21 protein-coding genes and 1 tRNA gene are annotated in these 25,318 nt (G+C 63.9%); 12 read left to right on the top strand and 10 right to left on the bottom strand.

Going from position 1 to position 25,318, the window contains the following annotated elements:
* The first annotated feature begins 115 nt into the window (after nucleotides 1–115).
* The 3 genes from FQ755_RS18960 (at nucleotide 116) to FQ755_RS18950 (ending at nucleotide 3,732) form a co-directional block, all read left to right on the top strand.
* A complete protein-coding gene (locus FQ755_RS18960) occupies nucleotides 116–1,102 on the top strand; it encodes a hypothetical protein (RefSeq protein WP_144156350.1) in 987 nt (328 codons plus the stop codon).
* 80 nt (nucleotides 1,103–1,182) lie between these two features.
* The gene (locus tag FQ755_RS18955; protein ID WP_137955558.1) at nucleotides 1,183–1,401 is read left to right on the top strand and encodes a DUF465 domain-containing protein; all 219 of its coding nucleotides are present in this window, start codon (nucleotides 1,183–1,185) and stop codon (nucleotides 1,399–1,401) included.
* A 63-nt stretch (nucleotides 1,402–1,464) separates the two neighbouring features.
* Nucleotides 1,465–3,732, top strand: a complete 2,268-nt coding sequence (locus tag FQ755_RS18950; protein ID WP_144156349.1) for an ATP-dependent DNA helicase — start codon at nucleotides 1,465–1,467, stop codon at nucleotides 3,730–3,732.
* A 218-nt stretch (nucleotides 3,733–3,950) separates the two neighbouring features.
* Here the strand turns inward: FQ755_RS18950 and FQ755_RS37495 are convergent, their stop codons facing one another.
* Together FQ755_RS37495 and FQ755_RS18935 are read right to left on the bottom strand one after the other, a co-directional pair.
* A complete protein-coding gene (locus tag FQ755_RS37495) occupies nucleotides 3,951–4,220 on the bottom strand; it encodes a hypothetical protein (RefSeq protein ID WP_074299784.1) in 270 nt (89 codons plus the stop codon).
* A gap of 231 nt (nucleotides 4,221–4,451) precedes the next feature.
* Nucleotides 4,452–5,687 carry a cupin domain-containing protein gene (locus tag FQ755_RS18935; protein WP_144156348.1) on the bottom strand — a complete coding sequence of 412 codons (1,236 nt, stop codon included), beginning with the start codon at nucleotides 5,685–5,687 and terminating at the stop codon, nucleotides 4,452–4,454.
* Nucleotides 5,688–5,719: 32 nt separating this feature from the next.
* Between FQ755_RS18935 and FQ755_RS18930 the strand changes: the two genes are divergently transcribed.
* Nucleotides 5,720–6,262, top strand: coding sequence for a peptidylprolyl isomerase (locus FQ755_RS18930; RefSeq protein WP_074264206.1), 543 nt, complete (start codon nucleotides 5,720–5,722; stop codon nucleotides 6,260–6,262).
* On the opposite strand, the gene FQ755_RS18925 is transcribed toward FQ755_RS18930, so the two are convergent.
* The 4 genes from FQ755_RS18925 to FQ755_RS18910 form a co-directional block, all read right to left on the bottom strand.
* Nucleotides 6,242–7,570 carry a hypothetical protein gene (locus FQ755_RS18925; RefSeq protein ID WP_260858772.1) on the bottom strand — a complete coding sequence of 443 codons (1,329 nt, stop codon included), beginning with the start codon at nucleotides 7,568–7,570 and terminating at the stop codon, nucleotides 6,242–6,244. The two genes, FQ755_RS18930 and FQ755_RS18925, sit on opposite strands and share 21 nt — an antisense overlap.
* Nucleotides 7,557–10,238, bottom strand: a complete 2,682-nt coding sequence (gene mutS / locus FQ755_RS18920) for a DNA mismatch repair protein MutS (RefSeq protein ID WP_144156346.1) — start codon at nucleotides 10,236–10,238, stop codon at nucleotides 7,557–7,559. Before mutS ends, FQ755_RS18925 begins: the two co-directional genes overlap by 14 nt.
* A 127-nt stretch (nucleotides 10,239–10,365) precedes the next feature.
* Nucleotides 10,366–11,664, bottom strand: coding sequence for a lysophospholipid transporter LplT (gene lplT, locus FQ755_RS18915; RefSeq protein WP_144156345.1), 1,299 nt, complete (start codon nucleotides 11,662–11,664; stop codon nucleotides 10,366–10,368).
* Nucleotides 11,665–11,922: 258 nt separating this feature from the next.
* Nucleotides 11,923–12,726: an inositol monophosphatase family protein gene (locus tag FQ755_RS18910; protein WP_144156344.1), complete on the bottom strand. Its 804-nt coding sequence runs from the start codon at nucleotides 12,724–12,726 to the stop codon at nucleotides 11,923–11,925.
* Between the two features lie 278 nt (nucleotides 12,727–13,004).
* Between FQ755_RS18910 and FQ755_RS18905 the strand changes: the two genes are divergently transcribed.
* Together FQ755_RS18905 and cysE are read left to right on the top strand one after the other, a co-directional pair.
* Complete coding sequence (locus tag FQ755_RS18905) at nucleotides 13,005–13,892, top strand: RNA methyltransferase (RefSeq protein ID WP_409937533.1); 888 nt, start codon at nucleotides 13,005–13,007, stop codon at nucleotides 13,890–13,892.
* 246 nt (nucleotides 13,893–14,138) lie between these two features.
* Nucleotides 14,139–14,954, top strand: coding sequence for a serine O-acetyltransferase (gene cysE, locus FQ755_RS18900; protein WP_144156343.1), 816 nt, complete (start codon nucleotides 14,139–14,141; stop codon nucleotides 14,952–14,954).
* Between the two features lie 36 nt (nucleotides 14,955–14,990).
* Here cysE and FQ755_RS18895 read toward each other — a convergent pair whose 3' ends face one another.
* The 4 genes from FQ755_RS18895 to FQ755_RS18880 all read right to left on the bottom strand — a co-directional run bounded on the left by FQ755_RS18895 (nucleotide 14,991) and on the right by FQ755_RS18880 (nucleotide 17,777).
* Nucleotides 14,991–15,788 carry a UDP-2,3-diacylglucosamine diphosphatase gene (locus FQ755_RS18895; protein WP_144156342.1) on the bottom strand — a complete coding sequence of 266 codons (798 nt, stop codon included), beginning with the start codon at nucleotides 15,786–15,788 and terminating at the stop codon, nucleotides 14,991–14,993.
* A 14-nt stretch (nucleotides 15,789–15,802) separates the two neighbouring features.
* A complete protein-coding gene (locus FQ755_RS18890; RefSeq protein ID WP_144156341.1) occupies nucleotides 15,803–16,297 on the bottom strand; it encodes a peptidylprolyl isomerase in 495 nt (164 codons plus the stop codon).
* A gap of 124 nt (nucleotides 16,298–16,421) precedes the next feature.
* Nucleotides 16,422–17,003, bottom strand: a complete 582-nt coding sequence (locus tag FQ755_RS18885; RefSeq protein ID WP_144156340.1) for a peptidylprolyl isomerase — start codon at nucleotides 17,001–17,003, stop codon at nucleotides 16,422–16,424.
* Nucleotides 17,004–17,045: 42 nt separating this feature from the next.
* Nucleotides 17,046–17,777 carry a tetratricopeptide repeat protein gene (locus FQ755_RS18880; protein ID WP_144156339.1) on the bottom strand — a complete coding sequence of 244 codons (732 nt, stop codon included), beginning with the start codon at nucleotides 17,775–17,777 and terminating at the stop codon, nucleotides 17,046–17,048.
* A gap of 243 nt (nucleotides 17,778–18,020) precedes the next feature.
* Here FQ755_RS18880 and cysS point away from each other — a divergent pair, with 243 nt between their 5' ends.
* From cysS to FQ755_RS18850, 6 genes are all read left to right on the top strand, one after another.
* Nucleotides 18,021–19,418 carry a cysteine--tRNA ligase gene (gene cysS / locus FQ755_RS18875; RefSeq protein WP_144156338.1) on the top strand — a complete coding sequence of 466 codons (1,398 nt, stop codon included), beginning with the start codon at nucleotides 18,021–18,023 and terminating at the stop codon, nucleotides 19,416–19,418.
* A 47-nt stretch (nucleotides 19,419–19,465) separates the two neighbouring features.
* A complete protein-coding gene (locus FQ755_RS18870; RefSeq protein ID WP_144156337.1) occupies nucleotides 19,466–20,509 on the top strand; it encodes a DNA-3-methyladenine glycosylase family protein in 1,044 nt (347 codons plus the stop codon).
* Nucleotides 20,510–20,634: 125 nt separating this feature from the next.
* Nucleotides 20,635–21,606 (top strand): acetyl-CoA carboxylase carboxyltransferase subunit alpha, encoded by a 972-nt coding sequence (locus FQ755_RS18865; protein ID WP_144156336.1) that lies wholly within the window; start codon nucleotides 20,635–20,637, stop codon nucleotides 21,604–21,606.
* Nucleotides 21,607–21,651: 45 nt separating this feature from the next.
* Entirely contained in the window at nucleotides 21,652–23,127 is a 1,476-nt protein-coding gene (gene tilS, locus FQ755_RS18860; RefSeq protein WP_144156335.1) for a tRNA lysidine(34) synthetase TilS, read from the top strand.
* Between the two features lie 476 nt (nucleotides 23,128–23,603).
* Nucleotides 23,604–24,854 carry an aspartate kinase gene (locus FQ755_RS18855; protein ID WP_144156334.1) on the top strand — a complete coding sequence of 417 codons (1,251 nt, stop codon included), beginning with the start codon at nucleotides 23,604–23,606 and terminating at the stop codon, nucleotides 24,852–24,854.
* Between the two features lie 253 nt (nucleotides 24,855–25,107).
* Nucleotides 25,108–25,201 (top strand) — tRNA-Ser (locus FQ755_RS18850).
* Nucleotides 25,202–25,318: the final 117 nt, after the last annotated feature.

Below are 25,318 nucleotides of genomic sequence, written 5' to 3'. Positions count from 1 at the left end.
TAGGGCCGCACGAGGCGGCACGCGGGAGGCGTGCGCGCGGCGACCGGGTTGCTGAAGCGGGGCATTTTGCCATAAATGCAAAAGGGCTCAACCGCGGGGTGATAGAATTTCGGGCATGTTCCGTTGCCCATCTACGACGTTGCCGATCTCCCGTTTCCCACTTGCTTCGTTCATCGCCATGCTGGCCGCGCCGCTGTTTAGCCGCGCTGCGGCTGGCGTTGCCGCCGCCTGTTTCGCCGTGTCCGCACCGGCGTTCGCGCAAGACCAGCCGGTGGCGACCGAGGCCGCTTCCATGCCGGCGGCCGCGTCCGCAGCGTCTTCTGCGGCCTCATTTTCGGCGGGCGGCAGTGATGGCCTGATGGATTCGGCAACCAGCACGACGCCTGATAACGGCTTCGATGCGCGGCAGGCGGTCCTGAATCACCGCAGCGCGGAAAACAACTATAACTATGGCGTGGCGGTCCACGACTGCTACAGCAAGTTTTTGGTGAACTACTGTATCGACAAGGCGCGTGACAAGATGCGCACCGTGCAGGCCGATATCCGCCGTGAGCAGCTCGCGCTCGACGCGGAACAGCGCGCGGCGCGCGCCCAGCAGCGCGACGAGCAACTGGCGATCCAGCGCGCGCAGGACGAAGCCAACGCGCCGCAGCGTGCCGCGGACGACGCCCGCAACGCGCAGACTTACGAGCAGAAGCAGCAACAGCATCAGCTGGATGCGGCCCAGCGCGCCGCCGAGGCGCCGCAGCGCGCGGCCAATGCGCAGGCGTATCAGCAGAAGGTGCAGCAACACGCGCTGGACCAGGCGCAACGCGGCATCAGCGCGCCGCAGGCGGCGGCCAACCAGCAGGCATATGACCAGAAACAGGCGAACTTCCAGACGCAGCTCGAGCAGGCTCGTCAGCAGGGTGCGCAGAAGGCTAAGGAGCGTACCGAAAAGGCCGAGAGCTACCAGCGCAAGCAGGAGACGGCCGCGCAGCACAAGCAGGACGTCGAGGCCCGCCAGAAGCAGGCGGCCGACAAGGCGGCGCAAAAGCAGCAGCAACAGTTGCAGGAACAGCAACAACAGCTTGAACAGCAAAAGCAGCAGCAACAGCAGTAACGCGTTTTAAGCCGGACAGCAACCTCAGGCGTCTGGGCTGCACGAGGCAGCCCGCGCCGCCGCATTGGGAGGAGGCGAGCATGCGCGACCATCATCACGTCATCGACGCGAACGCACTACAAGACCGCATTCTGCAACTGGAATCGGAACACAGTGGACTGGACCGTCTGATCGACAAAATGTCGGATGAGCCCGGCTTCGACGACCTCGAGTTGCAGCGCCTGAAAAAGCGCAAGCTCAAGGTCAAGGACACCATCATCTTGCTGCAATTGCAGCTCGAACCGGACGCGCGCGCTTAGGCTCGCGGCCTGGCAGGCGCCGGGTCGCCACGCGCGCACCGGACTTTGCAGGAAACGCTTGCCTTGAATTCACCGCTTGTCACTTCTTCGCCCAACCCGTCGGACGACGCAGCGCCCGCACGCGAGCCGCGCGCCGCCGGCAGCGCGCTCGCGTCCGCGCTGAACCCGCGCCGCAAGACCGAACTCGACGATATCTTCGCCGCTGACGGTCTGCTGGCGCGGCAGATCGACGGTTACCGTTCGCGGGCCTCGCAGATCGAGATGGCGCGCGCCGTCGCCGCGGCGATGGAAGCGTCGGGCCGGGCCATGCCGGAGCCGGCGATGTTCGAAGCGCAAAAGCGGCCCGCGCGGCGGTTGCCGTCACCCGGCTCCGATGCGCAGGCGAATGCTGCGGGCGCCGCTTCGGAAACCGAAGCAAACGACGCCGCCGGCGGTCTCGACGGCAGCGAGAACACGCTGATCGTGGAGGCGGGCACGGGCACCGGCAAGACCTATGCGTACCTTGTGCCGGCCATGCTGTGGGGCGGCAAGGTGATCGTCTCGACGGGCACCAAGCACTTGCAGGACCAGTTGTTCCAGCGCGATATCCCGACCGTGCGCGACGCGCTCGCGGTGCCGGTCTCGGTGGCAATGCTCAAGGGGCGCGCCAACTATCTGTGTCACTACTACCTGCAGCGCACCGCGGACAACGGCCGTTTGCCGTCGCGCCAGGAAACCTCGTATCTGCAGGATATCGTCCGCTTTGCGAAGATCACGCGCACCGGCGACAAAGCCGAACTCGCGAGCGTGCCGGAGACGGCCGCGGTGTGGTCGATGGTCACCTCGACGCGCGAAAACTGTCTCGGCCAGGAGTGTCCGCACTACAAGGACTGCTTCGTGATGCAGGCGCGCCGCGAGGCGCAGCAGGCCGATATCGTGGTGGTCAACCACCATCTGTTTTTCGCCGACATCATGTTGCGCGACACCGGCATGGCCGAACTGCTGCCCACCGCGAATACGATCATCTTCGACGAGGCGCATCAGTTGCCGGAGACCGCCACGCTGTTTTTTGGCGAGACGCTCTCGACCGCGCAGTTTCTCGAACTGGCGCGCGATTCGGTGGCCGAAGGGCTCGGCCATGCGCGCGAAGTGGTCGACTGGGTCAAGCTCGGCGCGGCGCTCGAACGCTCGGCGCGCGACGTGCGGCTCGCCTTCAGGGAAGATTCGGTGCGCCTCTCGATCGGCCAGTTGCCGGACGACCATCCGCTCTTTCCCGCGCTCGAAGCACTGGAAACGGAACTGACCGCGCTCGCCGACGCGTTGTCGAGCCAGGCGGAGCGCGCCGAATCGATTGGCGCCTGTCTGCGGCGTGCCCGCGAGCTGCAAGGCATCCTCGCAGGCTGGACCACGCCGCCCACCGAAACCGAACGCGACGCCGCGAATACGGACGGCAAGGCCGTGGCCGCCGATCCGAACGAAAAGGTGCGCTGGATCGAAGTGTTCTCGCATACCGTGCAGTTGCACGAAACGCCGCTCTCGGTGGCGCCGATCTTTGCGAAGCAGCGCGCGGGCGTGCCGCGGGCATGGATCTTCACTTCGGCAACGCTTTCGGTGCGCGGCGACTTCACCCACTACGCGGCGCAGATGGGGCTGAACGCGCGCCGTTCGATGACCCTGCCAAGCCCCTTCGATTACCCCGCGCAAGGCCTGCTCTACGTGCCGCGCAACCTGCCGCAACCGTCCTCGCCCACGTTCACCGACGCGGTCTTCGAAGCCGCGCTACCGGCCATCGAAGCATCGGGCGGCGGCGTGTTCATGCTTTGTACGACCTTGCGCGCCGTCGACCGCATCGCCAACAAGCTGCGCGAGACGATCGAAAAGCGCGGCTGGGACTATCCGCTGCTGGTGCAGGGCGACGCGAGCCGTACCGAGCTGCTGGATCGCTTCCGTGCCTATGGCAATGCGATCCTGGTGGGCAGTCAGAGTTTCTGGGAAGGCGTGGACGTGCGCGGCGATGCACTCTCGCTAGTGGTGATCGACAAGCTGCCGTTCGCGCCGCCCGACGACCCGGTGCTGGCGGCCCGTCTCGATGCCTTGACCAAGAAGGGCTTGAGTCCGTTCGCGGTTCATCAGTTGCCTCAGGCAGTGATTACGCTCAAGCAGGGCGCAGGGCGTCTGATTCGCGCTGAGACCGATCGCGGCGTGCTGATGATCTGCGACACACGTCTCGTCGACAAACCCTATGGGCGCCGTATATGGCAGAGCCTGCCACCCTTCAAGCGCACGAGAGAGATCGACGTGGTGCGCGAGTTCTTCGAGGAAGGCGCGGCGCCTGCGGCGAATCTGGATTGAAGATCGAAGAACGTTGAAGAAGGTTAGAAATTCGCCGGGGCAACTTACCGGCGCAGCTCACTGGCTTAACGAAACCGTCAGGAAGAAAGCGTAAAAAGCAGGCTCGGAATGGCAAAACGCCACGGATGTGAATCCGTGGCGTTTTGCTTTACCACACCAGCAGATCGGGTGGATCCGCCGGGGTAGCTTTCGCCCAGAGGCGAACCCTGTACGACAGCTTACTGGCTTGCGCCCGAAGCCGGAGCAGCAGCCGAAGCAGCAGCATCCGAAGCTGCAGCGCCTGCGTCCGAAGCAGCGGTAGTAGCCGAAGCAGCAGCGTCGCTCGCAGCAGCAGCGCTCGAAGCAGCAGCGCCTGCATCCGAAGCAGCAGCAGGTGCCGAAGCAGCCGATGCATCGCTAGCCGGGGCAGCTGCCTGGTCGCTGCTCTTGTTGCATGCAGCCAGTGCCACAGCTGCCAACAGGGATGCTACGAGGAGGGATTTCTTCATGATCACGTCCTTTTATGGTTAAAGGTAAGCAACAGCGCAAAATAATACCGGTAATGTGCTCCAACACCGACCTGGGCCGCTGGTGGAGACGCACTTCACAAGAGCGTGTATCTTCCCTACGGCTTGGGCGGAAATTATATGCACTTTCGTACTGACCGTCGACAAATCCGGGGTCAATACGTTGTCTTTCTCATACAAAATATCACGGTACATACTAACAGGCAGACGAGCCTACGCAGGCTCGCCCACTTGTATCCAGCCCGCACAATACCACTCGTGCAGCAATGCTGTCACCGATGAATCGCCTGAGAGTGTTACAAAGCGTTTCGCACTCAGACACCGGCTATCAGCGAATTCAATTAGCCACTTTTTCAGGCCAGCGAGCCGATTTTCTTCTCCATTCAAGAAGAAAAAGCGGCTGTTGTACAGCAAAACCGTCTTTCGGTCGAGCCGCAGCCCGAAGTTCGAAGCGCGCTGGATGAAACGCGCTTCGTTAAGCGGCTGTTTCGGCGGATCGAAGACGACACTCGGCTTCGGTTCGCTCAGATACGTACCGAGAAAAGACGCAATGTCTTTCTCGTTCCATCTGACTTGAGCAAGGATCGCGCCTACCCGGTCGACCAGCGCCTGCGGCAACTCCGCCGGATGCTCGACGGCGGGCTGCTGCGGGTCGCGATACAGCTTCGGCGCGCGCTCCTCGCCGCGGTCTTCGCCGCGCTCGGCGAGATGATACAGAAACTGCGCCGTCAATTCGCTCGAAGATGGCGCACGGAAGCCGATCGAACAGGTCATGCATTCGCCTTCGGCCACGCCGTCATGAGCGATGTGCGGCGGAAGATACAGCATGTCACCTGGTTCGAGTACCCATTCCTCTTCGGGCACGAAATGTTGTAAAACTTTCAACGGCATGCCCGGTTGCAGCGACAGGTCGCGCTGCGCGCTGATACGCCAGCGGCGCTTGCCGTGCACCTGCAGCAAAAATACGTCGTACGAATCGAAATGCGGACCGACGCCGCCGCCGTCGGTGGCGTAGGAAATCATCAGGTCGTCGAGACGCGCGTCGGGTACGAAGCGGAAGCGGTCGAGCAAGGCGCGGGCACGGTCGTCGTGAAGGTCGACGCCTTGCACGAGAAGGGTCCACGCGCGCTGCTTCAGCGTCGGCAACTCGTCAGCTGCAAACGGACCGTGTTCGAGTTGCCATTTGTTGCGAAAGTGTGTGATCAGGCGGGCTTCCACTTCGTCCTGGTCGGCCAGCTCGAACAGCTCGTCGCGTGACAGCGGTGCGGCCACGTTCGGGATGGCCTGACGGATCAGCAGCGGCTTTTTTTGCCAGTACCGGCGCATGAATTGCGACGGAGTGAGATTGCCGAGCAACGGCGTGGGTACGTCGGGCGAGGGTGGCGGAACCGGCGGAGAAATCCGCGCAGAAGCTGCGTGCGCCGGGTGGTCAAGGGGCCGCTTGGGCATCGTATAATGTGAGTTGTATTCTGGAGAATCGAATGAAAATTGCAAAGAACACCGTCGTGTCGGTCGCTTACAAGCTGTCGGATGCGCAGGGCAACCTGATTGAAGAAAGCGACGAGCCGATGGTCTATCTGCACGGCGGCTATGATGGCACGTTCCCCAAGATCGAGGAAGAGCTCGACGGCCATGAGGCTGGTTTCGAGACCCAGATCCAGCTGGAACCGCAGGACGCGTTCGGCGAATACGATCCCGACCTGGTGAAGATCGAGCCGCGTACCCGTTTCCCGGAGCCGCTCGAAGTCGGCATGCAATTCGAAGGCACGCCGGAAGAGGGCGACGAGGACATCGATTCGCTGGTCTACGTCGTGACGGACGTTGCGGAAGACAAGGTCGTGCTCGACGGCAACCATCCTCTCGCCGGCATGGCGCTGCGTTTTGCACTGACGGTCAAAGACGTGCGCCCGGCCACCGAAGACGAAATCCAGCACGAACACGCCCACGGCGCGGATGGTCTGGAAGTGCTCGACGAGGATGACGACGAAGGCGACGAAGAACCCTCAGGGCCCACGCTGCACTGAACTGGCTGGGCTGTTGGGCGTGGCTGGCGCGCTATTCGTGGACGGCGCCGCGCCGCCTTCAACCGGCGTGCTGGACAGTCCATCAGAGGGCGTTTCCGGTTGCGGCATGGCGGGCAGCAATGGCGGCAGATTCGACGCCGGGTTCAGCGACTGATTCAGCGCAGGCGGCGCGGACAACGCGGGCGGGTTCTCGTCCGATGCCGGCGTGGGTTGTACGGCTGGCTGCGCCGCCGGATTCAATTGCACCGGCAGGAGCGGCAGGTTCTTCGGTACGTCGCGCACACTGACGCGAAACGGCGGCCGGCGCGCCATATCCGCTTCAATCTGAATCCATTGATCAAGACGGTCACGCGGCGCAATGGCGATCCGCGTGAGATTCGTCACCACTTCCCCTTTGTCATTGCGTAACGGCTGGTCGATTACGAAGCCACCGGTTGCACGCTGGTCGTCGCAATGAATCAGCACCACCGGGCCGTGAAATATCTGCGCAACCTTGACGAGGCTGCGCTTGAGTTCCAGAAAGCCGTCGCGACGCGAGTTGCGCGCGAAGCGCAGCCAGGCGAAACGATCCGGTCGTTCATAGCGTTCGGGGTCGAGGTCGCCCTGAATAAAAATCACGATCGCGCGCGCGTCGCGCCGCTTCGCATATTCCGCCGCATGTTCGAGCCAGAATGCATTGGCGACGACGCGGTCTTCGAACTCGCCGTTGCGGCCACCGGCGGTTAGATAATGATTGTTCGGGTCCGGCGCGTTCAGGCCGATGAACACCGTGTCGCCGAGTTGCCAGCGCACGTTTTCCCGATACGGCCGAAAGCGCGACACTTCACTCTCGCGCGTGAGTGAGAGCGGGTTTTGTCCCAGCGAGGACGGATCCGCGAACAGCGTCTGCCGCAACTGATCGAGCCGTTCCACCGCGTCGAAGCTGCCCGCTTCAGCCGTACCGCAATCGGTCCAGTCGTGCTGGCCTGGAATGAAGATCAGAGCCGGACGTGCCGCTTCGAGCAGCGATTGACGCCGCTCGTACAGCGCGTCGCCGCAGGTTTCCTTCGCGCCCCGCAGATTGCCGTCGTAGACGATGAACGACACGTTGCGGCTACGGCCGATCGCGTCGATCAGGCGCTGGGTGGGCGCCTCGTCAGCGGGGCTTTGCAAGGTGCCGGCGATGACCGCGAAGGTATAGCGCGCGGCCGGCGCAGCCTGCGCCTGTTGTGAGATCCCTGCCGTCAGCGCCTGAACGAGCACGCACACGAGCACCGCGCACAGCCTGCGCGGCGATTGTGGGTTGCGGTGCCGGTCAATGATCTGCATCCTGCGCAGTGGCCAGGTTGTGTAGCTCATAGAGCAGGTCCAGCGCATCGCGCGGCCGTAACTCGTTGGGATCGAGCGCGCGCAGACGTGTGAGCAGCGTCTCTTCGGACGCGCTCAAGGCGGGGGCGGCCGGGGCGCCGTCGTGATCGTCCTCGGCGTCCTGCAGCATCAGGGGCGCCGAGAACAGATCGAGCTGCGGCGCGGGCTGCCCTGCCGATTGCTGTTCGAGATGCGCCAGATGCTTGCGCGCCGCGCGGATCACGGCAGTCGGCACACCGGCGAGTTGCGCCACCTGCAAGCCATAACTCTGGTTCGCCGGTCCCTCGTTGACCGCATGCAGAAACACGATGCCGTGACCATGCTCGACCGCCGAGAGATGCACGTTAGCCGCTTGCGGAAATTCCGCCGGCAGTTGCGTCAGCTCAAAGTAGTGCGTGGCGAACAGCGTATGGCAGCCGTTATGCGAGAGCAGATGACGCGCGATGGCCCATGCAAGCGCGAGGCCGTCGAAGGTCGACGTGCCCCGGCCGATCTCGTCCATCAGCACGAGGCTTTGCGGCGTCGCGTCGTTGAGGATCGCGGCGGCTTCCGTCATTTCCACCATAAAGGTGGAACGGCCGCCGGCCAGATCGTCGGCGGCGCCGATCCGCGTGAAGATGCGATCGATCGGGCCGAACGAGGCGCGCCGCGCCGGCACGTAGCTGCCCACATAAGCCATCAATGCGATCAGGGCGGTCTGGCGCATGAAGGTGGACTTGCCGCCCATGTTCGGACCGGTGATCAACAGCAGCTTGCGCTCGGGGCTCAGCGTGCAGTCGTTGGCGATGAACTGTTCGACCTGCGCCTCCACTACCGGATGCCGTCCCTGTTCGATCTCGATGCCGCCATCCGGAGAGAACGACGGCGCGACCCAGTCGAGCGCCCGCGCCCGCTCGGCGAACGCGGCCAGCAGATCCAGTTCCGCGAGCGCGGTTGCCACCCGCTGGCAGTCGGCGAGGAAGGGCAGCAGCGCCTGCAGCAACGCGTCGTAGAGCAGGCGTTCGCGTGCCAGCGCCCGTTCCTGCGCCGACAGGGCCTTGTCCTCGAAGGTCTTCAACTCCGGTGTGATATAGCGCTCGGCGTTTTTCAAGGTCTGACGGCGCCGATAGTCGTCCGGCACCTTGTCGGTCTGGCCGCGCGTGACTTCGATATAGAAGCCATGCACCTTGTTGTATTCGACCCGCAGATTGCCAATGCCGGTGCGGGCCCGCTCGCGCGTTTCCAGGTCGATCAGGAACTGCCCGCAGTTCTCGGAGATGTCGCGCAATTCGTCGAGTTCGGCGTCGTAGCCGCGGGCGATCACGCCGCCGTCGCGCACCATCGCCGCCGGTTCCGGCGCCACCGCCAGCTTCAGCAGGTCGACGCAGGGCGCGGGCGGCTCGAGTGCCGCGTCGATGCGCGCGAGGGAATCGGCCGCGCCGGTCACGGCGGACAGCAGCGTGCGCAATTCGGGCAATGCGATGAAGGTATCGCGCAGGCTCGACAGGTCGCGCGGACGTGCGGACAGCAAGGCGAGACGCCCGGTGATCCGTTCGATGTCGGAGATCTGCCGCAGCGCGCTGCGCAAGGTGTCGACGCTCGCCGCAGGCGGCGCGTCGAGCAATGCGCCGATGGCTTGCTGGCGCGCCTGGGCAAACGCGGCCTCACGTGGCGGATGATGCAGCCAGTGGCGCAGCAGGCGGCTGCCCATGGTGGTGCAGCAGGTGTCGAGCAGCGAGCACAGCGTGGGGCTTTCGGTGCCGCGCAGCGTCTCGGTGAGTTCGAGGTTGCGGCGCGTGGCGGGGTCGAGCCCAATATATTCGGATTCGTACTCCACCTTGAGGCTGCGCACGTGGCGCAATTGCTGCCCCTGCGTCGCGGCCGCGTACAGCAGCAGGGCGCCGGCGGCGCCGCACGCGCTTGACAGCGAGTGCGCGCCGAAACCGTCGAGGCTGGCCACATCCATCTGATCGCACAGGCGTTGCGTGCCGGAGGCGACGTCGAAGTGCCACACGGGCACGCGGGTCAGCGCGCCGGAATTGGCGGGCGGCGACCACGTGGCGGCGTCGGCATTCACGTCGGCGACGAGAATTTCGGCCGGGCGGATCCGTTCCAGCGCGGCGGCAGCCTGGTCAGGCGCGACTTCCGCGAGACGCAGGGCGCCGCTTGCCAGGTTGAGCCACGCGAGGCCGACGTTGGTGGCGACGCCGCGCCGGTTATGGCCGACGCACACCGCGAGCAGATAGACGTCGTTCTTGTCGGACAGCAGCGCGGCGTCTGTCAGAGTGCCTGGCGTGACGACGCGCACGACCTTGCGTTCGACCGGTCCTTTCGATGTAGCCGGGTCGCCGATCTGTTCGCAGATTGCGACCGACTCGCCGAGCTTCACGAGCTTGGCGAGATATTGTTCGACTGCGTGATGCGGCACGCCCGCCATCTTGATCGGGTTGCCGGCCGACGCGCCACGCTGCGTCAGCGTGAGATCGAGCAGGCGCGCGGCTTTTTCCGCGTCGTCGAAAAACAGCTCGTAGAAATCGCCCATCCGGTAGAACACGAGCGTGCCCGGATGATCCGCTTTAATGCGCAAATACTGCTGCATCATCGGCGTGTGCTGTGCGACGTCGCTGGCCGCTGCGGTTTGAATGCCCATCCTGAGTGTCTTCTTGCGTTAGCTGTTCAGGGCGTGAGTTTAACCCGTTGCCGCGCGCCGCGAACCTGGCCGGATGGCCAATCCGCGCCGATTGTCCATCCGGCCAGGCCCGCACTCGCCCGCGTGCTTATTCCTTGAGCATGGCGTCGACGTTGACGGTGCGCGCATTCGTCTGGCTGCGGCGCTGCGCCATCCACATCATGAAGGTAATGAAGGACCCGAACACGACGATGATCCACGGCACCGGCAGCCTGGCCGTGAGCATCAGCGCGTACAGTCCCAGCATCAGCAGTACTGCGAGATTCTGGTTGAAGTTTTGCACCGCGATGGAGTGGCCGGCCGAAAGCAGCGTGGCGCCGCGATGCTGCAACAGCGCATTCATCGGCACGATGAAAAAGCCCGATAGCGCGCCGAGCAGGATCATCAGCGGATAGGCCAGCACGATATAGATGGGCGCCACGAGCGGGCCGACCCGAATGCCCATGCCCGCCGGAAACAGCCCCTTGTTATAAAACGCCATGCCGATCGCGACCGCGCCCGTAATGATGCCGATTGGCAGCACTTTCAGCGAACTGCGCAGCGGCACCAGCGTCGCGGCCGCCGCCGCGCCGACCGCGATGCCAAGTCCCGTGATGCCCTGCATGACCGCCGCTTTCGAGAGCGACAGGCCGAGGTTCACGTCGGCCCATTTGAGCACCAACAGTTGCAGCGTCACCGCGCCGCCCCACATCAGCGTGGTGACCCATAGCGCGATCTGTGCGAGCTTGTCGGACCACAACACGTTGAAGCAATGCGTGAAATCGCCGACCAGTTTCTTCGGCTCCTTGAGACGGTTCGGATAGCGTGCGCCGGTATCGGGAATCCCCACGTTGATGGCGGCCGCGATCGCATAGGTGAGCATCACGGCGAGCATCGCCAGATCGGCTGCGGAGCGGATCAATGGCAGATGCGCGTGGGCGACGAAGTTGGCCGCGTAAGTGCTGATGAGCGCGCCGCCGATCATGGTGCCGACGATGGTGGAGAGCACCGTAGCCGATTCGAGCCACGCGTTGGCCGCGACCAGCCGGTCGGCCGGCAGCAATTCGGTCAGGATGCCGTATTTGGCAGGCGAATACGCCGCCGCGCCGAAGCCGACCACGCCGTAGGCGATCATCGGATGCACGCCGGCAATCATCATCAGGCAGCCGCTTGCCTTCAGCGCGTTCGAGACGAACATCACATGGCGTTTTTGCAGCGCGTCCGCGAACGCGCCGACGAACGGCGCCAGCAGCACGTAGGAGACCGTGAAGAAGATCTGCAGCAGTGGCGTGACCCAGGCAGCGGAGCGGATGACCGAGAGCAGGGCGATTGCCGCGATCAGCAGGGCATTGTCGGCCAGCGACGACACGAACTGCGCTGCGATGATCGTATAGAAGCCTTTTTTCATTAAGCAGTTCGGGATGCTGCGCGGGATCTCGCGCCGGAAATCTGGAAAGGATGACAGCGTGGACGAGCGGCGCGGCGAAGATGGCACAGGAGGATCGCGCGCGGCCTGTCGCTTTGTAGCATGAAGCGGCGGCGCATGCAGAGGCGGTGTGTCGCTGCCCGGGCATGCGGCGCTGCAGACTGTCTGCTGGCGGCGCATCGCGCCACACGTCGAAGCCAATAAAAAAGCGGCCGAAGCCGCTTGCTACCCGAGGCAGTCTTACGCCGCCGCTTGCTTCGTGCGGCTGTAGCGCGACAGGATCGGCACCATCTGGGCGTACAGCTTCGGATTGCCCGCCACGATCTCGCCGATGTGCAGGAAGTCCGAATCGCCCGTGTAGTTGCCCACCAGGCCGCCCGCTTCGGTGATCAGCAGGCTGCCGGCGGCCATGTCCCATGCGTGCAGGCCCTGTTCGAAGAAGCCGTCCAGACGGCCCGCGGCGACGTTCGCCAGATCGAGCGCGGCGGCGCCTGGGCGGCGCAGGCCGGCGCAGGCTTCGGTCATTTCCTTGAACAGACGCCCGTAGGCTTCGAGGCCGTCGGTTTCGCGGAACGGGAAGCCCGTGCCGATCAGGCCGTCGGCGAGACGGTCACGGCGGCCCACGCGGATGCGGCGGTCGTTCAGGAACGCGCCGCGGCCGCGCGAGGCGGTGAACAGGTCGTTGCGGTTCGGGTCGTACACGACGGCCTGCGTCACGATGCCCTTATGGGCCAGCGCGATGGAGACGCAGTAATACTGGAAGCCGTGGATGAAGTTGGTGGTGCCGTCGAGCGGGTCGATGATCCACTGGTATTCGGACTCGTTGTCCGACTTGCCGGATTCTTCGGCGAGGATGGCATGATCGGGATAGGCGGTCTTCAGCGTGTCGATGATCGCGGCTTCCGATGCCTTGTCGACCTCCGTGACGAAATCGTTGTGCTGTTTCTTGCTGACCTGGACGAGATCGAGGTCGAGCGACGCCCGGTTGATGATCTGCGCGGCGCGGCGGGCGGCCTTGACGGCGATGTTGAGCATGGGATGCATGAGCCTGGATCCTTGTGCCGGGGCAGCGCGGCTGCTTACCGGTAATGAGCTGAAAATAAGCTGAACAGTTGCGACAGCGCAGCTGAAACAACACGGAACGACCGCTTGACAGGCGTTCCGTCGACGGAGACGAATTGAATAAGAACGAGGCGCTCGTCCGAAAACGGCGCGAATAGGCGTGATTTTACCCGACTCCGGGCTTCTCCGGCAGCGCGCCGTGCTAGGCGGTTAGGATGACCGGCGCGGTTGGCGCTAACATAGGGGTTCTTTAGCTCCCTATTTTTATCGTGGCCAACCCCCACAATCCCGATTCGCCGGCTTCGTCCTCCGCGTCTTCCTCTGAAACCTGCGGGCCGGACAGCGCGGCGCCCGTGCGCGGCGGCTTTACGTCGACCCGCTTCGTGCTCGTCGAGCCCAGTCATCCCGGCAATGTCGGGGCGGCTGCGCGCGCGGTGAAGACCATGGGTTTTTCGCGTCTCGTGCTGGTCGCGCCGCGCGTGCCGCACGTCCAGTCCGATCCCGAAGCGCTCGCCATGGCGAGCGGCGCCGACGACGTGCTGGCCGGCGCCCACATCGTGCCGACCCTGGCGGACGCGCTCAACGGCGTGGCGTGGTCGGTGGCGCTGACGGCGCGCTCGCGTGAATATGGGCCGCCCCAGCTCGTGCCGCGTGCCGCGGCCACGCATGCGCGCGAGCACGCGGTGCATGGCGATATCGCACTGGTGTTCGGCAACGAGCGCACCGGCTTGTCGAACGAGGACGTCGAGCGCTGCAGTGTGCTCGCGCATATTCCGGCCAATCCGGCCTACAGTTCGCTCAATCTGGCGCAGGCCGTGCAGGTGCTGGCATACGAGCTGCGCATGGCGTATCTCGGTCTTGGCGTCGCGGCGAGCCCTTCCGCGGGCGGCAGTGGCGGCGTCGAGGGGCAGGGCGCGGCGGCCGGGTCGCTCGCGCCGAGCGACGATATCGAAGGCATGTATGCGCATCTGGAAAGCGCGCTGGTGGCACTCGAGTTTCTCGATCCGGCCAACCCGAAGAAGCTGATGTCGCGTCTGCGGCGCCTGTTCGCCCGTTCCGGGCTGGAGCGCGAAGAGGTCAATATCGTGCGCGGCATTGCCAAGCACATTCTGCTGAAGCTCAGGCAATCGGGCGACGGCACGCCCTGAGCCTGGGTCCCGCGCGCCATCTGCCGGACTTGCCGCCCCGGTGACGCGCTGGCCGGCCGGGCGCCTCATCTTCGCTCCTCGCTGCGACGACCTTGCCGGTAACGGGGGCATCCGGCAGGTTTGCCGCAATCGCCCTACAATTCCTCGAAACCTCATAAGCAAAGCTGCCGGTCTGCTAACCGGCGGCCTGCCGCCGTGCGCCGCGAGGCTGCGGCGGTTTTCCGTCCCTATCAAAGCGTCACTGCCATGTTCACGAGACTTCGCGAAGACATCGCCACGATCCGCGAGCGCGATCCCGCCGCCCGCAGCGCCTGGGAAGTGCTCACGTGCTATCCGGGCCTGCACGCGCTGGTCCTGCATCGGCTCGCGCATGCCTTGTGGCGCGCCAAACGCCGCTGGCTTGCGCGTTTCGTGTCGCAACTGGCGCGCTTTCTGACCGGCATCGAGATCCATCCGGGCGCAACGGTCGGCCGCCGCGTGTTTATCGATCACGGCATGGGCGTGGTTGTCGGCGAGACCGCGGAAATCGGTGACGATTGCACCATCTACCAGGGGGTCACGCTCGGCGGCACCTCGCTTACGCGCGGGGCCAAGCGGCATCCCACGCTCGAACGCGGTGTGATCGTCGGCGCGGGCGCCAAGGTGCTCGGCGGCTTCACGATCGGCGCGGAGGCCAAGATCGGTTCGAACGCGGTGGTCGTCAAGCCGGTGCCGGCGGGCGGCACGGCGGTGGGCAATCCGGCGCGCGTGATCGTGCCGGCGGCGGCGTCCGTCACGCCAACCTCAACGGCCGGTTGCGATGCGAAGCGCGCGCCGCAGCGCAGCGGTTTCTGCGCGTATGGCATTACGCCGAATGCGGACGATCCGGTGTCGCTCGCCATCCATGGTTTGATCGATCATGCCGCGACGCAGTCGCAGCGCATCGACGAAATCGTCGCCGCGTTCGAGCGGCTCGGCACCAGTCTCGAAGCGCTGCAAGGCGCGGACGCGGCGCTGCTCGATTTGCGTCGTTTGTCGGCGGCGATTGCGGGAAAAGTGGAAGAGGTCGCGGTCGAACGCTAGGCGCAGCTGTTTGAGGCTGGTTAATCGGCTAGCCCGTTAGTCGAGCGGCAGAGCCCTGAGCCCTTCGGCATCGACGCGCAGATAGCCGCCACGGTGCTCGCCGTGGTCGAGATCCCAGTCGGGCAGGACCCAACGCGTGCCGCCGGGTTCGCGATGACGGGCCGGCCGGTGCGTGTGGCCGTGCACGATCGTCATGGTGCCGCTATCCCTGAACAATGCAGCGATCCCTTCAGGCGTCGCGTCATACTTGGGCGAGACCGGCCGCGAGCGGCCTTCCTGGCTTGCCGAACGCATCCGTTGAGCCAATGCCTGGCGCCATCTGAACGGCCAGGCGAGAAACAGCATCTGGGCGAGACGAAGGCGCGCGAAACGGCGAAAGCGCAGGTACGCGCGGTCCGCGGTGCAGAGCGCGTCGCCGTGCGCGAGGGTGATGCGCATGCCGAATGCGGTGATGACAAACGGATCGGGTAACCAGATCGCCCCGGCCGCTTTCATGAAGCGCTTGCCGAGAAGAAAGTCGCGGTTGCCATGCATGATGTAAAGCGCGATGCCGCGCTCGGACAGCGTATGCAGTAAGGCCGCCATGCGCGCGACGAACGGCTCGCCGAGCATGTCGTCGCCGATCCAGTACTCGAACAGATCGCCGAGAATGAAAACGGAATCGGCCTCTTCAGCGGTGACGCGGATGAAGTGTTCGAACGCGGCGACCGTATGCGGGATCGCCTCGCTCAGATGCAGGTCCGAGATAAAAAACCACGGGCGTGCCCCGTGCGGGCGTTTGCCCTCACCCGGCACGCCCGCAGCGACGCTTCGCAGCGGCGTTTCTTGCAGCATCGAAGAAGGCCTGATTACTCGACGATCACCGCTTTTTCGATGATCACGTCGTCGGCCGGCACGTCCTGATGGAAGCCCTTCGAACCGGTCTTCACCTTCTTGATTTTTTCGACGATGTCGAGACCCTCGACCACCTTGCCGAACACGGCGTAACCCCAGCCTTGCGGCGTCGGCGACGAGTGGTTCAGGAAGTCGTTGTCGTTGACGTTGATGAAGAATTGCGCGGTCGCCGAATGCGGGTCGTTGGTGCGCGCCATGGCGACGGAACCGTTGACGTTCTTCAAGCCATTGTTCGCTTCGTTGGTGATCGGCGCTTCGGTCGGCTTTTGCTTCATGCCGGGTTCGAAACCGCCGCCCTGGATCATGAAGCCGTCGATCACGCGGTGGAACACCGTGTTGTCGTAGTGACCGGCCTTCACGTAGTTGAGGAAATTCTCAACCGACTTCGGCGCTTTCTCAGCGTCGAGTTCGAGTTTGATGACGCCGTGATTCGTGTGCAGTTCGACCATGATGGAATCCTTTGCGGGACAGGTGGGTGGAAGGCGCGGCGCATCGCATGGATGGGGCCGCGCTGGGGCATGAAGGTGCAAGGGGCGGCGACCGCCTGGATCGCCGGGGCGTGCACCTGCTAGTTTACTTGCTGACGATGGTGGCCGATTCGATCACGATCGGCGTTTGCGGCACGTCGGCCATCGGGCCACGCGTGGTGGTCGGCGTGGCTTCGATCTTCTTCACGACGTCGAGGCCCGACGTCACCTTGCCGAACACGGCGTAACCGTTGCCGTCCTGGCCTGGATAGTCGAGGCCCACGTTGTTCGCCGTGTTGATGAAGAATTGCGCCGTCGCCGAATCCGGATCGCTCGTGCGCGCCATCGCAATGGCGCCCACTTCGTTCTTCAGGCCGTTACGGCTCTCAAGCGGGATCGGCGCGCGCGTCGGCTTTTCCGCGTAGGTCTGCGTGAAGCCGCCGCCCTGGATCATGAAGCCGGGGATGACGCGGTGAAAAATCGTGCCGCTGTACTGGCCGGATTTCACGTAGTCGAGGAAGTTCGCGACGGTCTTCGGAGCCTTCTCGGGATACAGCTCGACGCGGATGTCGCCGTCCGTGGTCTTGAAGAGGACGGACGGGTGCGTCGCCGGCGTGGCGGACTGTGCAAATGCGGGTGCGTTCGCGATCAGGGCGGCGCTACCGAGCGCCAGCATCAACCATTTCATGAAGATCCTCAGGGTGGAAAAAAACGTGAACGATGAGCGAGCTTATTGCGACGGCGCCATATACGGCGGCACGGCAAGCGAACCGGTCGGACCACCGAACTGGAAGTTCGGTGAAGTGGTGAGGTTCGAGGTGGCGCGGTTCGTGTAGTCATCCTCCGGCGCGGCGACTTTTTTCACCGGCTTCCCGGCGCTTTTCGGCGGCGAGATGATTTTCTGGATGTCGTCGAGGCGCTGCTGCGTTGGGCCGGTGGCCTGGCCGAGATCGTGCGCGCGCTGGTAGGCCGAGTCGGCAAGGCGCAGATACAGGTCGCCGAGATTTTCGTAAGCGAGGCCGTAGTTGGGATTCGCCTTGGTGGCCGTTTCGAGCGCTTCGCGTGCTTCCGTATAGCGGCCGTGCTTCGCGTAGAGCGCCGCCAGGTTGTTGTACGGCTCGGGCAATTCCGGATAGGTTTGCGTGAGCGCCACGAACGCGCTGATCGCTTCGTCGTCGCGATTCAGGTGCGCGAGCACCGTGGCGCGCTTGAATTGCGCCTGCGCGTCGCGTGGATTCGCGGCAATGCGGGTGTCGAGTTGCTTGAGCGCGGCGTTCCAGTTTTTCTGCGCGATCGAACTGTCGATTTCCGGCGTGTCGTCACGCACGGCGGGGCCTTGCGCGATGACGGGCGCCTTTTGCGCGTAGGCGGCGACGCCCGGCATCAGCGTGACGGCGAGGCCGCACAGGGCCGTCGCGGCGAGGGTCGCGGCGCTTCGCGCGCGGCCGCTGGAAGGTTTCATAGGCTCAGGTCTGGATGTTATACTCCGACCCATTCTAACAAAAGGTCTGCGCGTTCCGTTGAACCACAGACTGTCTTTTCGCCACTCGTGGTCGTCTCCGCCATGATCGCAGCCTGACCGCCGCACCAGATGCGCCGGTTTGCTGCCGTTGTATGCGCCATACCCGCCATCGCCGTTTTGTCTGCAGCGGGCACGGCGCGCACGAAACACATTGCGGTTTCTTTCGGCCCACGCATCGTCTCTATGGAATCACTGCGCATCTACAACACGCTCGCGCGTGACAAGCAAACTTTCGTGCCGCTGCAAGAAGGCGTCGTGCGGATGTACGTCTGCGGCATGACGGTGTACGACTATTGTCATATCGGTCATGCACGCGTGATGGTTGTGTTCGACATCGCGCAACGCTGGCTGCGCACGCTCGGCTACAACGTGACGTACGTGCGCAATATTACCGATATCGACGACAAGATCATTCGCCGCGCCGTCGAAAACGGTGAGACGATCAAGTCGCTAACCGATCGTTTCATCAAGGCGATGCATGAAGACGCGGACGCGCTCGGCATCGAACGCCCCGATCTCGAACCGCGCGCCACGGACTACATTCCGCAGATGCTCGGCATGATCGAGGCCCTTGAGGCGAATGGCTACGCTTATCAGGGCAGCGACGGCGACGTGAATTATGCCGTGCGCAAATTTTCTGGCTACGGCAAGCTGTCGGGTAAGTCGCTCGAAGACCTGCGCGCCGGCGAGCGCGTGGCGGCCAACGACGCCAAGCAGGATCCGCTCGATTTTGTCCTGTGGAAACAGGCCAAGCCCGATGAGCCTGCAGACACGGGTTGGGACTCGAAGTACGGCCGCGGGCGTCCGGGTTGGCACATCGAATGCTCGGCCATGGGCTGCACATTGCTCGGCGAGCATTTCGACATTCATGGCGGCGGGCAAGACCTGCAGTTTCCGCACCACGAAAACGAAATCGCGCAAAGCGAAGGTGCGACAGGTCAAACGTTTGTCAATTACTGGATGCACAACGGCTACGTGCAGATCGACAATGAGAAGATGTCGAAGTCGCTCGGCAACTTCTTTACGATCCGCGAAGTGCTCGCGCAGTACGACGCCGAAGTGGTGCGCTTTTTTATCGCGCGCGCGCATTATCGCTCGCCGCTGAACTATAGCGACACGCATATCGACGACGCCCGCAACGCGCTCACGCGCCTGTACACGTCGTTAAAAGACGTGACGCCGGACGCGGCCGGACTCGACTGGAACGAGGCGCACGCGCAACGTTTTCGGGCAGCGATGAACGACGACTTCAACACGCCCGTCGCAGTGGCGGTGCTGTTTGAGTTGGCAAGTGAGGTGAACCGCACGCGCGATGCCGCGCTGGCCCGGCAACTGCGCGCGCTTGCGCGCATCATCGGACTGCTCGGCCGTGAGCCGCGTGCGTTCCTGCAACAGGCTGCGGGCAGCGCAAGTGAAGGCGCGCTCGATGCCGCCGCGATCGAAGCGCAGATCGCCGCGCGCGTGGCCGCCAAGCAGGCGAAGGACTATGCGGCAGCAGACCGGATTCGGGCCGAATTGCTCGAGGCTGGCGTTGCACTTGAAGACAAACCCGGCGGGTTGACCGAGTGGCGGCGCGTGTGAGCGCACCTCGTATTTCCCTTTGATCGACTCGCCAGGCAGGAGGCAGGATGGCAACGGCCACGAAGACGCCGGCTAAACGCGCCGCGTCTAAAACAGGCGCGGCAGCCGCAGTGAAATCGACGCGCGCGAAGGGCGGTAGCGCCGCAAAAGCGTCGCCGGCAACGGCCGAGGCCGCCGGCAAGACGGGCAGTACCGCAAAAAAGTCCACCGTGCAGCGCGCGCTCAACGGTGCTTCCGCGCATGCGCCGAAGCTGGTGAAGGGCGCCAAGGCATCGCGCGTGGCGCGCGTCTCGCGTGTCGCGCGGCAGAAAAGTCATACCGGCAATGGTGCGGTGCCGGCCGAACTGACCGACGATGCGCAGGAACTCGCGCGCGACGATCTGCATGAAGGCGAAGTCGTCCGCAAAACGCGGGTACTCGACGACGCCGATGCACCCGTGGCGGCGCAGGTTGGCGGCCTCGCGCCGGAAGTCATGCGCCCGGACTACTGGGACAAGGCCTGCGCCGATCTCGTCAAGCGCGACCGCATCCTCAAGAAACTGATTCCGAAATTCGGTCCGGTGCATCTGATGAGCCGCGGCGATCCGTTCGTCACGCTCGCGCGTTCCGTGGTGGGGCAGCAGGTCTCCGTGCCGTCGGCGCAGGCGGCGTGGCGGCGGGTGGAAAGCGCCTGTCCGAAGCTCGTGCCGCAGCAGTTCATCAAGCTCGGTCAGGACAAGCTGATGGCGTGCGGTCTGTCCAAACGCAAGGCCGAGTACATCCTCGATCTCGCCGAGCACTTCGTCTCCGGCGCCTTGCACGTGGGCAAGTGGACCTCGATGGAAGACGAGGCGGTGATTGCCGAGCTCACGCAGATTCGCGGCATCGGCCGCTGGACCGCGGAGATGTTTCTCATCTTCAATCTGTCGCGGCCGGACGTCCTGCCGCTCGACGACCTCGGCCTGATCCGCGCCATCAGCGTCAATTATTTCAGCGGCGAACCGGTGACGCGCAGCGAAGCACGCGAAGTGGCCGCGAACTGGGAGCCGTGGCGAACGGTCGCAACCTGGTATATGTGGCGTAGTCTGGATCCGTTGCCGGTCGATTACTGACCACGTCTGATGTGATGCTGCTTTGAGACTATCGGTTTTGATCATCCGATAGTTTTGAGGGGGTTTTGACAGCGGCGGTCGCGGTTAGAATACGCGCTGCCTGGTAAGTCCAAGGATTAAAACCAATGAAGACCACTTTTCTGGATTTCGAGCAGCCAATCGCTGAACTCGAAGCGAAGATCGAAGAATTGCGCTTCGTGCAGGACGATTCGGCCGTCGATATCTCGGAAGAAATCGAGCGGTTGTCCAAGAAGAGTCAGCAGCTCACTAAAGATCTGTACGCCAACCTGAGCCCGTGGCAGGTTTCGCAAATTGCCCGTCATCCGCAGCGTCCGTACACGTTCGATTACGTGGCCGAACTGTTCACCGATTTCCACGAACTGCATGGCGACCGGTCCTTCGCGGACGACCTCGCGATCGTCGGCGGCTTTGCGCGTTTCAACGGCCAGTCCTGCATGGTGATCGGCCATCAGAAGGGGCGCGACACCAAGGAACGGTCGCTGCGCAACTTCGGCATGCCGCGTCCGGAAGGCTATCGCAAGGCCGAACGGCTGATGCGCCTCGCCGAGAAGTTTGGCCTGCCGATCTTCACGTTTATCGATACGCCGGGCGCTTATCCTGGCATCGGCGCGGAAGAACGCGGTCAGTCGGAAGCCATTGGCCGCAATCTGTACGTGATGGCCGAACTGAAGACGCCGATCATTTCCACGATCATCGGCGAAGGCGGCTCGGGCGGCGCGCTCGCCATCGCCGTGGGCGACAGCGTGTTGATGCTGCAATTCTCGACCTATTCGGTGATCTCGCCGGAAGGCTGCGCATCGATCCTGTGGAAGAGCGCCGCGAAGGCGCCGGAAGCAGCTGAAGCGCTCGGTCTCACGGCGCATCGTCTGAAGGCGCTCGGCCTGATCGACAAGATCGTCAACGAGCCGCTCGGCGGCGCGCATCGCGATCCGAAGGGCATGGCGGCCATGCTGCGCCGTGCGCTGGCCGATTCGCTGCGTCAGTTCCAGGGCATGAGCATTCCGGATCTGCGCCAACGCCGTTTCGAACGGTTGATGGCATACGGCAAGTTCAAGGAAACCACGCCGGGCGCATAAGCCGGCGCGTTTTCTCTACTCAAGGGCGCTCCGCGCCTCGTCATCGTGACTCACACCGCCGACTCTTCCGCCGACCGCCTCGTTCTCGACGCGGTCGGCGCGGCGTTGTCCGCGGCGTCTGCTGCATCTTCCTCGCCTTCGCGCGCGGCTCTTTCTGGTCACGCGACAGACGCGCGCATTGCGGTCGCGTTCAGCGGCGGCATCGATTCCAGCGTTCTGCTCGACGCCGCGGCTCGCGTCGCGGGGCCGTCGCGTTGCATTGCGCTGCATGTTCATCACGGTCTCAGTCCTCATGCTGACGAATGGCTCGCGCATTGCGAGGCGTTTGCGCGCGTGCGTGGCATTGCGTTCGCGGCGCAGCGCGTGGAAGTCGTGCGCGAGCGAGGCGTGAGCGTGGAGGCCGCCGCGCGCGAAGCGCGTTACCGCGCGCTCGACGCGTTGTGCGCGCAGCACGGCGCAACCACGCTCTGGCTCGCGCAACATGCCGACGACCAGGCCGAAACGGTTCTGCTGCAATTACTGCGCGGCGCGGGGCTCGCCGGTCTCGCGGCGATGGCCGCCGGGTACTTGCCGGCCGGCGCTACCGTGACGCGCGTGCGGCCACTGCTGCATCTGTTGCGCGCCCAGCTCGAGCAGTACGCGGCAGAGCGAAAACTGACGTGGGTCGACGACGAATCGAACGCGGACACCCGCTATGCGCGCAACGCATTGCGTCATGATGTGATGCCGGCGCTGGCAGTCCATTTTCCAGGCTTTCGTGACGCCCTGGCGCGCACCGCGGGCCACGCGGCATCAGCGCAACGGCTGCTGGACGACCTCGCGCGCCTCGACATGCAAACCGCCGCGCGCGACGCGGGCCGCGTGCTTTCGCGTGCGGCCCTGCTCGTACTCGACGACGAGCGCGCGCTGAACCTGTTGCGTTTCTGGATGCGTTCACTGGGCTTGCCTGCGGCATCCACCGCGCGCCTCACCGACGCCTTGCGGCAACTGCGCGAAGTAAGCGACGCTCACAACCTGCGCGTCGATCATGCGGGCGAGGCGCTGCGCAGCTATCGGGACGAGATCTATTGGGAAGCGGGCGACAGCGCTGAACCCGCCGACGAAACCGCGCTCGTCGCGCGTGCCGTCAGCCAGCTTGCCTGGCACGGCGAATCAATCTGGCGCTTGCCGCAATGGCGTGGCACCTTCGTGTTTGCCGAGGCAGCCGCGGGCGATCCGGACACCGTTCCGGTTACGCTTCTCAGCACAGCGCTTCTCACTGCCCGCTCGCGCGGCGGCGGCGAGCGCATGCATACGCGCGCCGAGGGGCCTGCGCGGACATTGAAAAACCTCTTCCAGGAAAGAGGCGTGCCGGCCTGGAAGCGCGACGTGCCGCTGCTCTTCGCCGGCGATACGCTACTGTTTGTGCCGCTGCTCGGCGTGAACCGGGCGGTCCTGATGGAGGAGGGGGCGGCGCAAGCCCTGGCGCCGCACGCGCGCTTTGTACGAATCGATTGGCGCGAAGATCTGCTGCTCGCCTGAACTGGTCCGGCTTGCTCCGCTTCGAATCGGGTCGCGTGGCTGACCGACCGGTCGGACACCGGCAAGTTCGCCCTGAAACGCCGCCGCGCGACAAACGACGAAACCTCGAATCCGCGCGCAACGCCTTTGCGCACAAGCCTTTGCAACACGCATTGCCGGGATTGCGGCTTGTCTTTTTGCGTCCGATCGGGTAATTTAACTTGTTTGCCCGAAGCCGCTATTGCCGTCATTTTGATGCGCTTTTGCTGTTTTCCGGCCGTTTCCTGTGTTTCCCGGCGACCATAAGCCACCGGGGAGCCGCCAGCCAGCGGCCTTTGGCGATTCCTCGCGGGCAAATCCGCGCGTGCTGCACGTGCGCTGCATCTACGCCGCCATCCTTCACACTTCGCCGTCGTTCCTGAAACGTTGAGCTCTTGTGCTTTGGTGCGGTCGTCTCCAGCGCGGCGGCGCGGTTACCTCTCCAGTTCAGAACGACAATGGCACTCATCGTACATAAATACGGCGGTACTTCGATGGGCTCGGTCGAGCGCATCAAGAACGTCGCGAAGCGCGTCGCGAAATGGCACAAGGCCGGTCACAAGATGGTCGTCGTGCCTTCGGCGATGTCCGGCGAAACGAACCGCTTGCTCGGCCTCGCGAAAGACATTTCGGCCCAGCCGAGCCCACGCGAGCTCGACATGATTGCCTCCACCGGCGAGCAGGTCAGCTCGGGGCTGCTGGCCATCGCGCTGCAGGAGGCGGGCGTCGACGCAGTCAGCTACGCCGGCTGGCAAGTGCCCATCAAAACGGACAGCGCGTTCACCAAGGCGCGCATTAGCGAAATCGACGGCGAGCGCGTGTTGCGCGATCTCGACGCCGGCAAGGTAGTGGTGATCACCGGCTTCCAGGGTATCGATCCGGACGGCCATATCACCACGCTCGGCCGGGGCGGTTCGGACACCTCGGCTGTGGCCGTCGCGGCCGCGCTGAAAGCGGACGAGTGTTTGATCTATACCGACGTGGACGGTGTCTACACCACCGACCCGCGCGTGGTCGACGGCGCGCGCCGGCTCGACCGCGTGACGTTCGAAGAAATGCTGGAAATGGCCAGCCTGGGGTCGAAGGTGTTGCAGATCCGCTCGGTGGAATTCGCCGGCAAATATCAGGTGAAGACGCGTGTCCTGTCGAGCCTGACCGATCCGCTGATCCCGCTCGAAGCCGAAATGACTTCGGGCACCCTGATTACTTTTGAAGAAGACGAGACCATGGAAAAAGCAGTCATCTCGGGCATCGCGTTTCAGCGCGACGAAGCACGTATCGCCGTGATGGGTGTACCCGACAAGCCGGGCATCGCCTACCAGATTCTCGGACCGGTGGCGGATGCGAATATCGACGTCGACATGATCATCCAGAACCAGAGCGTCGAAGGCAAAACGGCCTTCACGTTCACCGTGGGCCGCGGCGATTATCAGCGCGCCATGGAGATTCTCTCGGGTCAGGTGAAAGATCACGTGAAGGCCGAGCAGGTGCTCGGCGACCCGAAGGTGTCGAAGGTGTCGGTGGTCGGCGTCGGCATGCGCTCGCATGTGGGTATCGCGAGCACGATGTTCCGCACGCTGTCGGAAGAGGGCATCAACATCCAGATGATCTCCACCTCCGAAATCAAGATCTCCGTGCTGATCGACGAGAAGTACATGGAGCTCGCCGTGCGCGCGCTGCATAAGGCCTTCGAACTCGATCAGGCGTAATGGGTCTCCGTAAGGGGCCTCGCATAAGGGCCCTTGCAAAACAGGGCGGTGCAGGGTGCCCCGTTTGCGCTGACGCGGTGCTCCACGCGCCGCCCGATGCACGACGATGGCGCGCCATGCGGCCAATGTGAACAAATTGCGGCGTCGGTGAGAAATCTGGCACAAAAAATGTGCCGCAGACATTGACCTTCGCGGTTCGGGCCGCTATTATCTTGGCTTCGTTGCGCTGACTCCCTGCGCGACCGAAAGTTTGGGAGACGTGGCCGAGAGGTCGAAGGCACTCCCCTGCTAAGGGAGCATCTGGGCCAAAACCTGGATCGAGGGTTCGAATCCCTCCGTCTCCGCCATTTGATGGAAAAAACCCCCGTAAAATCAAGGTTTTACGGGGGTTTTGTTTTTTCCACCCATCATCCCACCCATCACGGGCCATGCGTTCGACAGATTGCGTGGTCGATCCACTGTAA

The organism is Paraburkholderia sp. BCC1885 (genome assembly GCF_900996235.1).
In the GTDB taxonomy this organism is placed as follows: Bacteria; Pseudomonadota; Gammaproteobacteria; order Burkholderiales; family Burkholderiaceae; genus Paraburkholderia.
Note: the sequence above shows the minus strand (reverse complement) of the source record. Positions and strands in the feature narration are given on the sequence as shown.

What these genes read in the sequence shown, in the direction of transcription:
- FQ755_RS18870 (WP_144156337.1), top strand. Translation starts at nt 19,466, where the DNA reads ATGGCAACGGCCACGAAGACGCCGGCTAAACGCGCCGCGTCTAAAACA.
- FQ755_RS18895 (WP_144156342.1), bottom strand. Translation starts at nt 15,788, where the DNA reads ATGCTGCAAGAAACGCCGCTGCGAAGCGTCGCTGCGGGCGTGCCGGGT.
- FQ755_RS18855 (WP_144156334.1), top strand. Translation starts at nt 23,604, where the DNA reads ATGGCACTCATCGTACATAAATACGGCGGTACTTCGATGGGCTCGGTC.
- FQ755_RS37495 (WP_074299784.1), bottom strand. Translation starts at nt 4,220, where the DNA reads ATGAAGAAATCCCTCCTCGTAGCATCCCTGTTGGCAGCTGTGGCACTG.
- FQ755_RS18885 (WP_144156340.1), bottom strand. Translation starts at nt 17,003, where the DNA reads ATGAAATGGTTGATGCTGGCGCTCGGTAGCGCCGCCCTGATCGCGAAC.
- mutS (WP_144156346.1), bottom strand. Translation starts at nt 10,238, where the DNA reads ATGGGCATTCAAACCGCAGCGGCCAGCGACGTCGCACAGCACACGCCG.
- cysE (WP_144156343.1), top strand. Translation starts at nt 14,139, where the DNA reads ATGTTCACGAGACTTCGCGAAGACATCGCCACGATCCGCGAGCGCGAT.
- FQ755_RS18890 (WP_144156341.1), bottom strand. Translation starts at nt 16,297, where the DNA reads ATGGTCGAACTGCACACGAATCACGGCGTCATCAAACTCGAACTCGAC.
- FQ755_RS18935 (WP_144156348.1), bottom strand. Translation starts at nt 5,687, where the DNA reads ATGCCCAAGCGGCCCCTTGACCACCCGGCGCACGCAGCTTCTGCGCGG.
- FQ755_RS18925 (WP_260858772.1), bottom strand. Translation starts at nt 7,570, where the DNA reads ATGCAGATCATTGACCGGCACCGCAACCCACAATCGCCGCGCAGGCTG.
- FQ755_RS18910 (WP_144156344.1), bottom strand. Translation starts at nt 12,726, where the DNA reads ATGCATCCCATGCTCAACATCGCCGTCAAGGCCGCCCGCCGCGCCGCG.
- FQ755_RS18865 (WP_144156336.1), top strand. Translation starts at nt 20,635, where the DNA reads ATGAAGACCACTTTTCTGGATTTCGAGCAGCCAATCGCTGAACTCGAA.
- FQ755_RS18880 (WP_144156339.1), bottom strand. Translation starts at nt 17,777, where the DNA reads ATGAAACCTTCCAGCGGCCGCGCGCGAAGCGCCGCGACCCTCGCCGCG.
- lplT (WP_144156345.1), bottom strand. Translation starts at nt 11,664, where the DNA reads ATGAAAAAAGGCTTCTATACGATCATCGCAGCGCAGTTCGTGTCGTCG.
- FQ755_RS18960 (WP_144156350.1), top strand. Translation starts at nt 116, where the DNA reads ATGTTCCGTTGCCCATCTACGACGTTGCCGATCTCCCGTTTCCCACTT.
- cysS (WP_144156338.1), top strand. Translation starts at nt 18,021, where the DNA reads ATGGAATCACTGCGCATCTACAACACGCTCGCGCGTGACAAGCAAACT.
- FQ755_RS18930 (WP_074264206.1), top strand. Translation starts at nt 5,720, where the DNA reads ATGAAAATTGCAAAGAACACCGTCGTGTCGGTCGCTTACAAGCTGTCG.
- FQ755_RS18955 (WP_137955558.1), top strand. Translation starts at nt 1,183, where the DNA reads ATGCGCGACCATCATCACGTCATCGACGCGAACGCACTACAAGACCGC.